Origin of the sequence: Methylorubrum aminovorans, from assembly GCF_022179725.1 — a bacterium.
Lineage (GTDB): Bacteria > Pseudomonadota > Alphaproteobacteria > Rhizobiales > Beijerinckiaceae > Methylobacterium > Methylobacterium aminovorans.
On the sequence record NZ_BPRC01000001.1, the window covers coordinates 622,670 to 636,346 of the forward strand.

Here is a 13,677-nt window from a genome sequence, read left to right on the forward strand (position 1 = left end):
GGAATTTTCCGACGGACGGAACCTTTGCTTCCAAACCTCATTCTCTCGGCCGTTTAACTTCGCGGTACTTGCAGCTTTAACGTTTCGTGAACGCAACCGGAGCGGCATCTGCGCTGCGTGTTGCTGGAAAGTCATAGGCAGCTTGGCCGCACCGCTGCTAACGTCAGCGTTGAAATCAGCACTTTCCGAAGGCGATCCACACCGTGATCAGAGCACTCCTCCTGGGCAGCGCCGCAGCGCTCGCGACCACCGCGGCCCTCGCCGCCGACCTGCCCCGCCGCGAGGCTCCGCCGGTCGCCTTCGCTCCGGTCCCCGTCTTCACCTGGACCGGATTCTATGCTGGCCTGCACACCGGCTACGCCTTCACCGACAACCCGAACATCCAGACCCGCGGCAACGACCCCTTCACCGGTGCCAACGTCGTGCTCGGCCGCCGCGCCGCCTCCCTCAAGAGCGAGGTCGACGGCTTCTCCCGCCTCGGCGGCGGCTTCGGCTACAACGTTCAGTTCACGCCCGGTTCCGGCTTCGTGGCGGGTATCGCCTTCGACGCCACCTGGCTCGATCTCGACAAGCGGACCGGCTTCTACGGCACGCCGAACCCGACCATCGGCAATGCCAGCGTCTACACGCAGAACCTCGACTTCCTCGGCACCGTCAACGGCAAGCTCGGCTACGCCTTCGACCGGTTCTTCGTCTACGGCACCGGCGGTCTCGCCTTCGGCCAAGTCAGCTACGGCGCCGACTTCTACAACCCGGGCGCCACCGTGCTGCAGTACACCGGCGGCGGTCGCAAGATCTTCGAGACCGGCTACAACTACGGCGGCGGCATCGAGTACGCCATCCCGGTCGACAGCTTCCTGAACTACTTCTCCATCGGTCGCTGGCTCGGCATCAAGTCGGACGTGACGATCAAGGCGGAGTACATCCGCTACGATCTCGGCAGCCGCAACGTGCTGGTCAACCAGACCGCTCCTGTCCCGCCCGGCTCCTACACCTCGCGCTTCTCCACTGAGGGCAGCCTGATCCGCGCCGGCTTCAACTACAAGTTCAGCGGCCTCTGAGCTTTACTCAGACGCTGACCAAGCCAGGCGGGCGCCCTTCGGGGCGCCCGCTTTCGTTTGAACGGATGGTGCATCCGACCCGGAAGGGCACCGCAGGCTTTCGGAAGAGGCGATGCGGAAACAAGAGGGATCGAGCATCGCGCTCGCTCCCGTGCGATGCCCTCGCAAAGCGATCCGCAGCACGACATCCTCGGACGGATCACGCCTGGCATTGCTTCGGGTTCGTCTCGCTATGTCGGGACGACCGAAGCAATCGGGCAACGATCGAAACTGCTTTTATCGCAAGCTCAATCGCCCGCCTCACGGTCCGCCCGCGAGCGGCTGTCCGGGATCGGAGAGCTGGATCGTCCAGTTCCGCTGTTGGCCGGTATCGACTTCGATGAAGCCATTGCGGTCGAAGCCGCGGGCGAGACAATCCTCAACCCCGCGGATCGTGAAAGCGGTGTCGCGGGTGCACATCATCGCGCGACCGCTCCACTCGCCGCCGCGCGTATAGTCGACGGCGTAGATATAATAGAACTGCGCCGCCAGGGACCCGCGAAGCAGAGTCTCGCAATTACGCGGTTTCAGCTCCCACCACCCTTCCGTCACCCAGCCCTGCGCATCGCGATAGCCCAGCGTCACGCCGACTTTGCTGGCGGTCTGGTTGCACAGGCGCAGGTCGGCTCGAGCGGGGACGGGGAGGGCGGCCAGACCCACCGCAAGGCTCAGAGCCGGAAGAGCCCGCCGCGGAAAGCGACGGACTTTGGATCGGGTCTCAGCCCACAAGGATGACGCGGCAATCGTTGACATTGGTTCGGGTGGGGCCCGGCTGAACGAGATCGCCGATTGTCGCGAAGAATCGCGTCGAATCGTTGTCCGTCAGCATCGCCTGCGGATCGAGCCCGGCCGAGCGCGCCCGTGCCAGCGTCGTCTCATCGACGAGGCCGCCCGCCGGGTCGGTCGCCGCGCCGCGCCCGCCATCGGTGCCATCGGTGTCGGCGGCGATGCCGGCGATGCCGGCGGCGCCGTCGAGGGCAAGGGCGAGGGCCAGTGCGTATTCCTGGTTCGGCCCGCCGTCACCCTCGCCGCGGATAGTGACGGTGAGTTCGCCGCCTGAGATCAGCGCAACGCGCCGGCCGGCCTGCTTTGCCTCCAGAGCGAGCCGGGCATGTTCGGCGGCAACCTCGCGGGCCTCACCCTCGAGGTCGGCCCCCAGCATCACCGGCTCGTAGCCGGCGCGCCGCGCCGCTTCGGCGGCCGCTTCGAGAGCATCGATCGGACGGGCGATGATGCGGTACTCGGCGCGCGCAAAGGCCGGATCGCCCGCCTTCGGCGTCTCATTGGCCGGATCGTTCAGAAGGGCCAGGGCGGAGTCGGGCAGGGTGATGCCGCGGCGCTCGCAGATCGTCCGCGCATCGGCCAGCGTCGAGGGGTCCGGCACGGTCGGACCGGAAGCGATCACCGACGGGTCGTCGTGCGGCACGTCCGAGATGGCCAGCGTCAGGATCGACTTCGCGTTCCGCGCGGCAACCGCGAGGCGACCGCCCTTGATGCGCGAGAGGTGCTTGCGCACGGCGTTGATCTCGTTGATCGGCGCACCCGAGCGCAGCAGCGCCTTGGTGATCGCCTGCTTCTCCGCCAGAGTCAGGTTGCCGGCCGGCGCGATCCAGTTCGCCGAGCCGCCGCCGGAGAGCAGCACCAGAACCTCGTCCTCCGGGCCGGCGCTCGCGGCGATGGCGAGCGCTTCCCTCGTCGCCTCGATGCCCGCAGCATCCGGCACCGGGTGGCCCGCCTCGACCATGCGGATGCCGGGCGCGTCCTCGCCGTAGCCGTGCCGCGCCACCGCGAGGCCGACGATCCGGTCCTCCGGCACGCCGTGCTCCTGGCGGTAGAACCGACTCGCCACCGCGGCCATGCTGCCGCCGGCCTTGCCCGCGCCGAGGATGATCAGCCGTCCCGGCGTCGGCGCCGGCAGGTGTCCCACGAGGCATTTGCGCGGGTGCGCGGCGGCGATCGCCTCATCGAGGATCGACGAGAGGAGGGCGCGACGCTCCGCGTTGGCCGGATCGGTCGGGCCAGGGGCGGTCATGGGGGCGGTCATGGGCGTCCTCGCACGTTCTTGTTTGAGCGTTTGCTTGCCCGAGCGCTGCCGTATCGGCAAGCCTCCACGCTTTCACAAAACTTTCGTGCCGCGGAGCATTCTTTTTGACCGCGGCGCGATCTATCCCGCCCGCAAGCCAGCCATACCGGGCCTGCCCCTTCCGATCCGGCCGCACCGGCCCAGATAGGTGCCTATGCTCTCCGTCGAACCTGAGATCCGAACACGCCCCGAACATCCTGTGGAACGCATCGAGGGCGATCCGTCCCGCGGTCTCCTGCTCATCTGCGAACACGCCTCGAATGCGGTGCCGGAGGATCTCGAGCGGCTCGGCGTTCCCGAGCGGGAATTCTCCCGCCACATCGCCTACGATATCGGCGCCGCCGAGGTCACACGCCGGCTCGCTGCTCGGCTCAACGTGCCGGCCGTGCTGACGCAGTTCTCGCGCCTCATCATCGACCCGAACCGGGGGAAGCGCGATCCCACCCTGGTGATGCGGCTCTCCGACGGCGCGATCGTGCCGGGGAACGCCCGCATCGACGCGGCCGGCATCGCCGAGCGGATCCGGCGCTTCTACGTGCCGTTCGACCGCGCCGTGGATGCGGCGGTCGCCGATGCGGAGGCCGCCAACGTGCGGCCGATGATCGTGACGATGCACAGCTTCACGCCGTTCTGGCGCACCATCGCGCGGCCGTGGCAGGTCGGGGTACTCTACGATCGGGATGCTGGCTTGAGCCGCCTGATCATCGAGGCGCTGAAAGCCGATCCGGCGGGTTTGTGCGTCGGCGACAACCAGCCCTATGGCGGCGGATTGCCGGGCGACACGATCGACCGGCACGCCACGGCTCGCGGCTTGCCCAACGCCCTGATCGAGATCCGTCAGGATCTCATCGGCGGCCCGGAGGGTCAGGAGGAATGGGCACAGCGCTTCGCCCGCATCCTCGGGCCGATGCTGCACCCGCCCGCTTGACGCAATGAGGTCGCGGGACGACCTCTGCGGCATCCGATCGACTGAGAGACCCGCACCATGTCCGAACCGATGAACGGAATCGACCCCGCGACGCAGACCGAGCTGGAGGCGGCCGTGTTCCGCCGCCTCGTCTCGCATCTGCGAAACCGCACCGATGTGCAGAATATCGATCTGATGAATCTGGCCGGCTTCTGCCGCAACTGCCTGTCGAACTGGCTCAAGGACGCGGCAGACGAGCGTGGCCTCGGCCTCTCGAAGGATCAGAGCCGCGAGCACGTCTACGGCATGCCCTACGAGGAGTGGAAGCAGAAGCACCAGACCGAGGCGAGCCCCGACCAGCAGGCGCGCTTCGCCTCCGGTCAGACCGGCGGCCACTGAGGGGCGGCCCCGGCATCAACGAGCGGGTAAGGTTGATGCCGTAACCCCTGGGCATTCGGCGTGGGTCTTCGGGCGCACGCCACCCCTCGCGTGAAGGAGCGCTGCCATGGCCGCCTCGCCTGCCCCCGCCGTCGATCCGTCCTCGGTCGCCGCCGACCAGCTCAAGAGCATCATCGAGCGCATCGAGCGCCTCGAAGAGGAGAAGGCCGGCATCGCGGGCGACATCAAGGACGTCTACGCCGAAGCCAAGGCCAACGGCTTCGACGTGAAGGTGCTGCGCAAGATCATCTCCCTGCGCAAGCGCGACCATGACGAGCGCCAGGAGGAGGAGGCGATCCTCGAATTGTACCTCCAGGCGCTCGGGATGGCGTAGGATCTGCCCGCGTCGCCGGGGCGGAGCTGAAGCGAACCGGCGACCAGCCTCGCGAGAGGGCGGGACCCTCGGTCTGCTCCGGCTCCGCCTCGTGAAGAGGCAGGCAAATTACGCCTCCGGCCGGGACCACCTCGATCCCGTCAGATTCGGCCATCCCTCCGAGCCGATGGTCGCGATGTTCTCGGCGCCACCCGCCCGTCGTGTAGTGATACGATCGCGCGGCGAAACCACAGCACCTCACCGAAGCCCCCATTCACGGCCTCGTCCTGCGTATTGCGGACATCCTCCGTCACACGGGCGAAGGCGCGCGGTGGGGTCGCGGGGCAGCAGCGGCGGCTCGGGCTAGCCTTCCCCGATGTCTTCGAGGATCACGGTCGATACGAAGATCCTGAGGTCGCCGTCGATCAGCACCGGCACCTCGGTGCCGCCGGTTCCGATGTCGTCGGGCCGCTCCGCCGCGAAAGTCACGCCCGTCTCGCGCAACGCGATCTTGATCTACTGGCTGTAGGACGAGACGGGGTGCTCGTAGAGCAGCATCGCGGGCCTCGGTTGGCGGGCGCGAGAAGTGGCGAGAGCGCCTCGCGCGTCAACGGGCGAGGGCGGGTCCGTTGGTGACGGAGCCGGTGAACCGCGTCGCCGAGAGCGGCCACGGCTTGGTCGAGAACCGGCTCGCGAGTGGCTCGGACGGAGTGTGCAGCGCCTCCGCAGGCAAGGCCTCGTCGGGGCGCGGCCGGGCGAGCGCCACGCGGACGGGAGCCGCCGGGGCCGTGGGCTCGGAGACACCTTCAACGGCCGCGAAGAGCAGGCCGCGCATCTGTTCGTGCGGATCGGCATCCGCGAGCACGCGGGGTGCCTCGGGTGCGCTGCGCTCCGTTGTATCGGATCCGGCTTCGCCCTCTGCCTGCGCCACATGCACCATGCCGCCGAGGCCTTCGCCGTTGAGGGAGGCGAGCCGCACCGGACGCTGCGGCGGAAGGGGAATGGTGAGAGCCGTGGCGACGACGGCGAATTCGGAGGGGCGCCGCGGTGGCAGCGGCGCGACCACGGATTGCTCCGTCTCGCCGGTCAGCAATTCCTTCGCCGAGGCCCCATCCCGGCGCAGGGTCGCCGCGCGCAGGGCCTCGGAGGCATTTGGTGCGGCATAGGCCATCGCTGCCGAGGCGTCGGCCGGATCGGCGCTCGCGACGGCGATGCTCGGCCTCGCCCGCGCCTTGGACGGCGTCGGCGCGTTGGCGAGCGCGGCCGGCGGCGCATCCGTTCCGGCGCCCCCGCCGAAGAGCGAGGCGAAGAAACCCTTGAGGCCCGGCCCGTCATCGATCTCGTCGGCGCTGGCGACCGCGGTGTAGCCGAGCACCGTGCCGCCGCGCGACAGGATTTCGGCGCGTGCCTCCTCGTAGCGGGCGAGCGGCTTGCCGTCGGCGGGCAGGTGGACGGTCTTGCCGTCCGGGAACAGGCGCGCGAGCTGATCGTGGCTCATGCGCGGCCAGGATCGGACCGAGCCGACATCGAGATGGACGAAGGGCGAGCCGGAGCGGGGATACCAGCCGACGCCGCCGCGCTGCATCTGCATGCCGATGGCACGGATCTGATCGATCGAGGCATCGGTCAGATAGAAATCCATGGCCTTGCCGAGCATGTGCTGGCTCGTCTCGGCCACGCCAGAGGAGCGGCGGCGCAGCATCCCGTTCGTCTTCGGGCTGCGATAGGCGGAGACGATCCGTAGCGGCGCGGTCGAACCGATGGAGCGCTGCGCCTCCCAGACCACATCGAACAGGCGCGGGTCCATCTTGATCGATTCGTTCTCGCGCCAATCTCGCAGGAGCCAGTTGAGCTGGTCGAGGGCGGCGCGATCGAAGCGCCCGTTGCGTTTGAACGTCACCGACAGACTCTCGCCGGTATGCTCGTGCGTCAGGGAGAGGCTACGCGTGTCGCCGTTGGCGACCGCGTTCTGGGTCTCTGCGGTCCCGACCAGAAGCAGGGCGGTCATGGCGCCGGCGGCCGAAGCGAGACGCCTCAGACGCGAAGTCCTGTTCGAGGGCAGGCGGTTCCGGATCGTGCGCAGCATGTCCTCACCTCGCGGAACGGGCGCGACATCGGCGATGCCGCGAAGGGCGCAAAGGTGGCCGAGGACCGGAAAGGTGGGTCGTCTCGGGGCCCATGCTGCTCGCCGTCTTCAGCGACCGCTACGGGCGAACCGTGGCAAAAAAGAGCCTCGCAAGCCCGTCACCCGGCGCTGTCCCGCACGGGATGCCGAAATTGCCGATCTAGGCGGGAACCGGCGGGGACTCGCGCCTACCAGAAGCTGCGCTGCGGATAGGCGTAGACCTGGCCGCCCTCCGTCTCGCCGAACATATCGGGCGCCCGACGCGGTGCGGCGCGGCGCTCGCTGCGCACCGCCTCGCGCGTCGCGGCCTGACGCGGCACCGAGCGGGCCTCGACGGCTTTCTTCGTTGCGGCGGGGGCCTTGGCCACCGCGTCCGAGCGGGAACTGAGACCCAGCGCCACCTTCATCGGGCCGTCATAGCCGTAGAGGTCGGGAAGGGTGCGGTAGGAGCCGAGATCGTCCACCTCCGCGGTGAAGTAGGCGAGATGCACCGGCAGCTTCTCGGGCAGGCGCAGCGTCCGCTCGCCTTTGCCGATCAGTTTCTTCAGGCGCTCCTGCGTCCAGTTCGGCAAGACCGCGTCGGCGAACCGGAACGGATCGTCCACGCGGACGCAGCCGTGGCTGAAGGCGCGGGTCGAGGCTGAGAACAGCGAGCGGTTCGGCGTGTCGTGCAGGTAGACCGCGTGCTGGTTGGGGAACATGAACTTGATGAAGCCGAGTGCGTTCCGCTCGCCCGGCGGCTGACGCAGGGAGATCGCGCCGCCCCGGCGCACGACCTCGAACCCGGCGGTGCGGCCGGAGGCGAGCATCTGCTTGAGGATCGACGGCGGCACGTACCAGGACGGGTTGACGACGGCATATTCCATCATCCCCGAGAAGGTCGGCGTCGGGCTCGTCGGCTTGCCGACGATCACCCGGGTCTCGTCGCGAAGGCGCCCCTCGCGAAAAACCTTCAGCTTGAATTCCGGCACGTTGACGAAGACGTAGTCCGGCCCGAGTTCGGACGGCAGCCAGCGCCAGCGCTCCATGTTGACGAGGAGGTCGGCCTCGCTCGCGCTTGCCTTCGGCACGCTCGGATTGGCGAGCGCAGCGACGGTGGCGCGTGTCAGCGTGCCGTTCGCCGGCAGGCCGCGGCTGCGCTGGAAGTCCCTTACGGCATCGGCGACGGAGCGGTCGTAGGCGTCGGACTCGCCAGGCGCGGCATCGAGCGTGCCGGCCGAGCGCGATTCCAGGCCGAAGCGGCTGCGCAGCAGCGGCACCCGCGGATCGTTCATCCCGAGCTTGAGGACGGGGCCGTCGGGAAGCTTGACGCTCGGCGCTCCCTGCGTCCGCCCGGCCCTTAGGCCGGCAAGCCGCTGCTTCAGGGCGAGGTAGCCCGGCTGACGCGGATTGTAGCCCTGCAGCGCCTCACCGGCCCCGGCGCCCGCCGCGGCGAGGCGGGTCAGCACCGCGTCGGCACTCGGCAGGTCGAGGGTAGGCGTGATCAGCTTCGAGATCGCGGCCGGGTTCACCCGTCCGCCGCGGGCATCGCGGGCGTAGAGGGCGAGCGAGGCGGAGAGCTTGAGGTCAGCCTCGGCGATCTCGGCATCCGTGTCCGGGCGGCTGAGCTTGCCCACCGCCGGAACCGGGTAGGCGTTCGGATCGAGCCCATCCTCGCCCGCGGCGCGTAGGCGCGCGATCGCCGCGTTGGCGGCGGCATTGAAGGCACCCTTCTCGATCCAGATCGGCTTGAAATCGCCGAGCGCGTAGAAAGCCTGGATCGCCTCGCGATCCTTGCCGGTCAGCCGCTGCAACAGCGGCGCGGTGTCGTTGAGGCGGGCATAGACGGCCGCTGGGAGCGGCTCGCTCGGGGCGACCGGCGCAGGCGGGCCTTGCATGACGGTGATCGGAGCCGGCTCCTCAGGCGGCGCCGAGGTTTCCGCAGCTGCAGGTGCCCCCTCGCTCGTGTCGGGGGAGAGGGCGGGGGCCTCCACCGGATCGACCGCGGCCTTGCGGATGACGACCTCGCCCCCGGCGACGGGCTCCTCGGCGCGGACCGGGGCCTGGCCGAAGGCGAAGAGGGCGGCCAAGGCGACGGACAGGGTCCGCGCGATGCCCGTTCCGGCTCCCGATGCAGCGCGCATGTCGGCAACTCCCTGGATACGGCCGAGAATGCCGCAGCTCTGCTTAAAGATCATCGACCCAAGCGGGACCGTGCGCAACCACACGGCCATGCTTTATGGCCAAGCCGGACCCTGAGAGCGAACAGCCGAGCCTGACCGACTGTTCCCTCCGCCCCCGGTATCAGGCGGCGTCCTCGGAGCGCTCCTCCTCGTCGAGGCCGAGCTCCTTGAGTTTGCGGTAGAGGGTAGATCGGCCGATTCCGAGGCGGCGCGAGACTTCGGACATTCGGCCGCGGTAAAATTGCAGAGCGAAGCGGATCACCTCCGCCTCGACCGTCTCCATCGTCTTCATGTCGCCGGTCTCCTCGACCACGAGGGACATGGCATGCGGATCACGCACTTCGATGCGGACGATCTCCCGCACCGGTTCCAGGCCGCCCGCGGGCAGGGCCGCCTGCACCGGGAGCGGCGGGATGCGCACGTCGAAGCCCTCGACCTGCGCGGCGATCTGCGGAAATTCGGCGACCGTCAGTTCGTCGCCGTCGGCGAGCACCACCGCGCGGAACAGCGCGTTCTCCAGCTGTCGCACGTTGCCGGGCCAGGGGTAGCGCGAGAGCAGCGCCATGGCTTCCGCCGTGATGCCGCGCAGGCGCTTGCCTTCCTCCGCCGCGAACCGCGCGCAGAACGAGCGCACCAGATCCGGAATATCCTCGCGCCGCGCCCGCAGCGGCGGCAGCGTCATCGGGAAGACGTTGAGACGGTAATAGAGATCCTCGCGGAACTTGCCCTGCTTCACGAGATCGAGCAGCGAGCGGTTGGTCGCCGAGATCAGGCGGATATCGACGCGCACGGCGCGCTTGCCGCCAACGGGATCGACCTCGCCCTCCTGCAGCGCCCGCAGGAGCTTCACCTGGGCGTCGAGCGGAAGCTCGCCGATCTCGTCGAGGAACAGCGTCCCGCCCGAGGCTTCGACGAACTTGCCGACATGCTTCTCGGTGGCGCCGGTGAAGGCCCCCTTCTCGTGGCCGAACAGGGTCGATTCGACGAGATTCTCGGGGATCGCGCCGCAATTCACGGTGACGAAGGGCTTGCCGCGCCGGTCGCCCGAGCCCTGGATCGCCCGGGCCAGCACCTCTTTGCCGACGCCTGACTCGCCCTCGATCAGGACGGGGATGTTCGACTTCGCCGCCCGCTCGGCGAGACGGATCACCCGCTCCATGTCCGGGCTCTTCGAGGCGAGGTCCTTGAAACCGAGCGCACCTGAGGCGCGACGGCGCATGCGGCGCACCTCCTCCTCAAGCTGATCCACCCGCAGAGCGTTCTTGATCGAGACCTGGAGTCGCTCGGCGCCGGCCGGCTTGACCACGAAATCGACGGCACCCGCCCGCATGGCGTTCACCACCGCGTCGATGGAGCCGTTCGAGGTCTGAACGATGACCGGCGTGTCGATCCCACTCTTGCGCATCTCGGCGAGCACGCCCAGCCCGTCCATGCCGCCCGGCATGACGAGGTCGAGCAGCACGACATCGACGTTCTCGCCGCCGCGCAGGAGGTTCAGCCCGTCATGCCCGTTCTCCGCGATCCGGGCCTCGAAGCCGAGGCGGCGCACCATCGCTTCGGCGAGGCGGCGCTGGACGGGATCGTCGTCGATGATGAGAACGGTGGTCGACATGCGGGGCGCCTCGCTTTCCGCTCGAGCCGGCCGCGGGCCGGCACCGTCTCCAAGGGAGATCGGCGGGCGCAGGGCGGCGGGCTGTTTCGTTTCGAGGCACAGGATCGCCCACGAGCGTAAAGCGCCGCTTAACGACGCTGAAAATTGATCGCGGCGACGCTCCAAAAGAGATTGCCGACGATCCGTGAGCCCTGCGGCTCACGGGATCGCGCAACGCGGTTGATCGTGCGGGCCTCGCGCTCGATATCTGACCCCGACCGTGTCGGGCTCCTTGCGCCGACCCGAGATCCGATGCGTCGAGGAAACAGCACATCATGTCGAGCCGAGCCGTTTTCGCTGCCCTGTCCGCGGAGTTGCCGAGGGGGGCCGAAGAGCTTGCGACCGTGCGCAGCGCGTTGCAGGCGGCCGATCTCGGCGTGCTGCCTGAATGGGACCTCACCGACCTCTATCCCGGCATGGATGCGTCCGCCTTCCGGGATGATCTCGACCGGGCTGAGGCTGAGAGCCGCGCCTTCGCCGCACGATATGCCGGCCGGATCGCCGAGATCGCCTCCGGACCGGACGCGTCTTCCGTCCTCGGTGAGGCGGTGCAGGCCTACGAGCGGATCGAGGATCTGATGGGGCGGCTGATGTCCTATGCCGGGCTCGTCTATTCCGGCGACACCACCGACGAGACCCGCGCTAAGTTCTACGGCGACACCCGCGAGCGGCTCACCACGGCGTCGGGCGACCTTTTGTTCTTTGGCCTGGAGCTGAATCGCGTCGAGGATGGCGTGCTCGACGCGGCGATGACGGACGGTCTGCTTGCGCGCTACCGGCCCTGGATCGAGGACCTGCGCCGCGAGAAGCCCTACCAGCTCGACGACCGCACGGAAAAGCTGTTCCTCGACAAGTCGGTGACGTCGAGCGCGGCCTGGGACCGGCTGTTCAACGAGACGATCGCCGCGCTGCGCTTCCCCGTGCAGGGCGAGCGCCTGACGCTGGAGCCGACGCTGAACAAGCTCCAGGATCCCGACGGCGCCGTGCGCAAGGAGGCGGCGCAGGCGCTCGGCGACACGCTGCGGGCGAACCTGCGCATCTTCACACTGATCACCAACACGCTGGCCAAGGACAAGGAGATCTCTGACCGCTGGCGCGGCTTCAAGGACGTGGCCGATGCCCGCCACCTCTCGAACCGCGTCGAGCCGGAAGTTGTCGCCGCGATGGTCGAGGCGGTGCGCGCGGCCTACCCGCGTCTGTCGCACCGCTACTACCGGCTGAAGGCCAAGTGGTTCGGCGTCGAGGCGCTGCCTTACTGGGACCGCAATGCGCCTTTGCCGAAGGTCGAGCAGCGCACGATCCCCTGGGCGCAGGCCCGCGATACGGTCTTGGAGGCCTACAACGCCTTCTCGCCGGACATGGCCGGCATCGCCAAAAGATTCTTCGATGGCGGCTGGATCGATGCGCCGACCCGGCCCGGCAAGGCGCCGGGCGCCTTCGCACACCCGACCGTCCCCTCGGCCCACCCCTACGTGTTGGTGAATTACCAGGGTAAGCCGCGGGACGTGATGACGCTGGCGCACGAACTCGGCCACGGCGTTCATCAGGTGCTCGCCGCTGGCAACGGCGCGCTGATGGCGCCGACCCCGCTGACGCTGGCCGAGACCGCCAGCGTGTTCGGCGAGATGCTGACCTTCCGCCGCCTGCTGAGCCAGACCACCGACCCGACCCAGCGCCGGGCGATGCTGGCGGCCAAGGTCGAGGACATGATCAACACGGTGGTGCGCCAGATCGCATTCTACTCGTTCGAGCGGAAGGTCCACCTCGCCCGCGCCAAGGGCGAGCTGACGGCTGAGCAGATCAACGAGCTCTGGATGTCGGTGCAGTCTGAGAGCCTCGGCCCGGCGATCACCCTCGACAAGGGTTACGAGCCGTTCTGGGCCTACATTCCGCACTTCATCCACTCGCCGTTCTACGTCTACGCCTACGCCTTCGGCGACTGCCTCGTGAACTCGCTCTACGGCGTCTACGCCCGCGCCGAGCCGGGCTTCGTCGAGCGCTACTTCGCCCTGCTCTCGGCCGGCGGCTCGAAGCCCTACGGCGAGCTGCTCAAGCCGTTCGGGCTCGACGCCAGCGATCCGGGATTCTGGCAGATCGGGCTCGGCATGATCGAGGGGATGATCGCCGAATTGGAGGCGATGGAAGACGCGTAGCCCACACTCCATGGGCTGGGGCCCAGCTGTGTTATACGCGTGTTGAACGCGGATGAGGCGCGAGGGCCACTTCCATGAAGCTCGAGATCAAGCGCATCGGAAATTCAACCGGTCTGATCCTGCCGAAGGAACTCGTCGGCAGGCTCAGGCTGGATCAAGGCGATTGGCTGCACGTCACCGAGAATCCCGATGGCACGCTGCATCTCTCGCCATATGATCCGACTTTCGAAAAGGGCATGAAGATCGCCGAGAAGGCGATGAAGACCTATAGAAACGCGCTCGCCGAGTTGGCGAAGTGAGCGAGATCGTCTGGCTGACCAGCGATCTCGTTCAGGCCATCCACTCACAGCAGCTCGAGCTTTTCGGCGGGCCTCCGGGCCTGCGCGACGAGGGTGTACTCGAATCGGCTCTCGGGCAACCCAAGAACCGTGCGGGCTAAGGTGAACCGGACCTGGCCGAACTCGCGGCCGCCTACGCCTTCGGCATCGTCAAAAACCACCCCTTCATCGACGGCAACAAACGTGCGGCGCTGCTGGCGCTCGTGACCTTTCTCGGCCTGAACGACATCGACTTTCTAGTTGCAGAAGCGGAGGCGGTTTTGATGATCCGTGGCCTCGCCGCGGGCGAGATCGACGAATCCGGTCTCACCCGTTGGCTTCGCGACAACGGGCCGAAGGCGTAACGCGATCCGCGGCGCGCCGTCCCAGCGCCCTGGGCGCGGCCCCGGACGGTGCCTATCTCCGGT

The 13,677-nt window shown here is 68.2% G+C and carries 12 protein-coding genes and 1 pseudogene; 7 read left to right on the top strand and 6 right to left on the bottom strand.

Going from position 1 to position 13,677, the window contains the following annotated elements:
• Nucleotides 1-203: 203 nt before the first annotated feature.
• Entirely contained in the window at nt 204-1,061 is an 858-nt protein-coding gene (locus MFF24_RS02825) for an outer membrane protein (protein ID WP_238222240.1), read from the top strand.
• 300 nt (nt 1,062-1,361) lie between these two features.
• Here MFF24_RS02825 and MFF24_RS02830 read toward each other — a convergent pair whose 3' ends face one another.
• Together MFF24_RS02830 and MFF24_RS02835 are read right to left on the bottom strand one after the other, a co-directional pair.
• Nucleotides 1,362-1,853, bottom strand: coding sequence for a DUF1036 domain-containing protein (locus tag MFF24_RS02830; RefSeq protein WP_238222241.1), 492 nt, complete (start codon nt 1,851-1,853; stop codon nt 1,362-1,364).
• Nucleotides 1,819-3,132: a glycerate kinase type-2 family protein gene (locus tag MFF24_RS02835; RefSeq protein WP_238222891.1), complete on the bottom strand. Its 1,314-nt coding sequence runs from the start codon at nt 3,130-3,132 to the stop codon at nt 1,819-1,821. The genes MFF24_RS02830 and MFF24_RS02835 overlap by 35 nt, the downstream gene beginning before the upstream one ends.
• Before the next feature lie 205 nt (nt 3,133-3,337).
• On the opposite strand from MFF24_RS02835, the gene MFF24_RS02840 reads away from it, so the two are divergent.
• The 3 genes from MFF24_RS02840 to MFF24_RS02850 all read left to right on the top strand — a co-directional run bounded on the left by MFF24_RS02840 (nt 3,338) and on the right by MFF24_RS02850 (nt 4,862).
• Complete coding sequence (locus MFF24_RS02840) at nt 3,338-4,111, top strand: N-formylglutamate amidohydrolase (RefSeq protein ID WP_238222243.1); 774 nt, start codon at nt 3,338-3,340, stop codon at nt 4,109-4,111.
• Between the two features lie 57 nt (nt 4,112-4,168).
• A complete protein-coding gene (locus tag MFF24_RS02845) occupies nt 4,169-4,489 on the top strand; it encodes a DUF1244 domain-containing protein (protein WP_238222245.1) in 321 nt (106 codons plus the stop codon).
• A gap of 106 nt (nt 4,490-4,595) precedes the next feature.
• Nucleotides 4,596-4,862 (top strand): DUF2312 domain-containing protein, encoded by a 267-nt coding sequence (locus tag MFF24_RS02850; RefSeq protein ID WP_003601858.1) that lies wholly within the window; start codon nt 4,596-4,598, stop codon nt 4,860-4,862.
• Between the two features lie 342 nt (nt 4,863-5,204).
• On the opposite strand, the gene MFF24_RS02855 is transcribed toward MFF24_RS02850, so the two are convergent.
• The 4 genes from MFF24_RS02855 to MFF24_RS02870 all read right to left on the bottom strand — a co-directional run bounded on the left by MFF24_RS02855 (nt 5,205) and on the right by MFF24_RS02870 (nt 10,740).
• On the bottom strand, nt 5,205-5,345 hold the full coding sequence (locus MFF24_RS02855; RefSeq protein ID WP_238222247.1) for a glutathione S-transferase N-terminal domain-containing protein: 141 nt from the start codon (nt 5,343-5,345) through the stop codon (nt 5,205-5,207).
• Between the two features lie 103 nt (nt 5,346-5,448).
• Nucleotides 5,449-6,927, bottom strand: a complete 1,479-nt coding sequence (locus MFF24_RS02860) for a peptidoglycan L,D-endopeptidase MepK (protein WP_238222248.1) — start codon at nt 6,925-6,927, stop codon at nt 5,449-5,451.
• Between the two features lie 227 nt (nt 6,928-7,154).
• Entirely contained in the window at nt 7,155-9,089 is a 1,935-nt protein-coding gene (locus MFF24_RS02865; RefSeq protein ID WP_238222251.1) for a L,D-transpeptidase family protein, read from the bottom strand.
• Between the two features lie 160 nt (nt 9,090-9,249).
• Nucleotides 9,250-10,740 (bottom strand): sigma-54-dependent transcriptional regulator, encoded by a 1,491-nt coding sequence (locus MFF24_RS02870; RefSeq protein ID WP_238222253.1) that lies wholly within the window; start codon nt 10,738-10,740, stop codon nt 9,250-9,252.
• A 314-nt stretch (nt 10,741-11,054) separates the two neighbouring features.
• Here MFF24_RS02870 and MFF24_RS02875 point away from each other — a divergent pair, with 314 nt between their 5' ends.
• The 3 genes and pseudogenes from MFF24_RS02875 (at nt 11,055) to MFF24_RS02885 (ending at nt 13,614) form a co-directional block, all read left to right on the top strand.
• A complete protein-coding gene (locus MFF24_RS02875; RefSeq protein WP_238222255.1) occupies nt 11,055-12,932 on the top strand; it encodes a M3 family oligoendopeptidase in 1,878 nt (625 codons plus the stop codon).
• Between the two features lie 74 nt (nt 12,933-13,006).
• Nucleotides 13,007-13,231, top strand: a complete 225-nt coding sequence (locus MFF24_RS02880; RefSeq protein WP_108940640.1) for an AbrB/MazE/SpoVT family DNA-binding domain-containing protein — start codon at nt 13,007-13,009, stop codon at nt 13,229-13,231.
• Nucleotides 13,228-13,614, top strand: a pseudogene (locus tag MFF24_RS02885) (type II toxin-antitoxin system death-on-curing family toxin). The gene MFF24_RS02880 and the pseudogene MFF24_RS02885 overlap by 4 nt, the downstream one beginning before the upstream one ends.
• Nucleotides 13,615-13,677: the final 63 nt, after the last annotated feature.

Coding starts and splice junctions, on each gene's coding strand:
- MFF24_RS02830 (WP_238222241.1), bottom strand. CDS start 1,853: ATGTCAACGATTGCCGCGTCATCCTTGTGGGCTGAGACCCGATCCAAA.
- MFF24_RS02835 (WP_238222891.1), bottom strand. CDS start 3,132: ATGACCGCCCCTGGCCCGACCGATCCGGCCAACGCGGAGCGTCGCGCC.
- MFF24_RS02840 (WP_238222243.1), top strand. CDS start 3,338: ATGCTCTCCGTCGAACCTGAGATCCGAACACGCCCCGAACATCCTGTG.
- MFF24_RS02845 (WP_238222245.1), top strand. CDS start 4,169: ATGTCCGAACCGATGAACGGAATCGACCCCGCGACGCAGACCGAGCTG.
- MFF24_RS02850 (WP_003601858.1), top strand. CDS start 4,596: ATGGCCGCCTCGCCTGCCCCCGCCGTCGATCCGTCCTCGGTCGCCGCC.
- MFF24_RS02860 (WP_238222248.1), bottom strand. CDS start 6,927: ATGCTGCGCACGATCCGGAACCGCCTGCCCTCGAACAGGACTTCGCGT.
- MFF24_RS02865 (WP_238222251.1), bottom strand. CDS start 9,089: ATGCGCGCTGCATCGGGAGCCGGAACGGGCATCGCGCGGACCCTGTCC.
- MFF24_RS02870 (WP_238222253.1), bottom strand. CDS start 10,740: ATGTCGACCACCGTTCTCATCATCGACGACGATCCCGTCCAGCGCCGC.
- MFF24_RS02875 (WP_238222255.1), top strand. CDS start 11,055: ATGTCGAGCCGAGCCGTTTTCGCTGCCCTGTCCGCGGAGTTGCCGAGG.
- MFF24_RS02880 (WP_108940640.1), top strand. CDS start 13,007: ATGAAGCTCGAGATCAAGCGCATCGGAAATTCAACCGGTCTGATCCTG.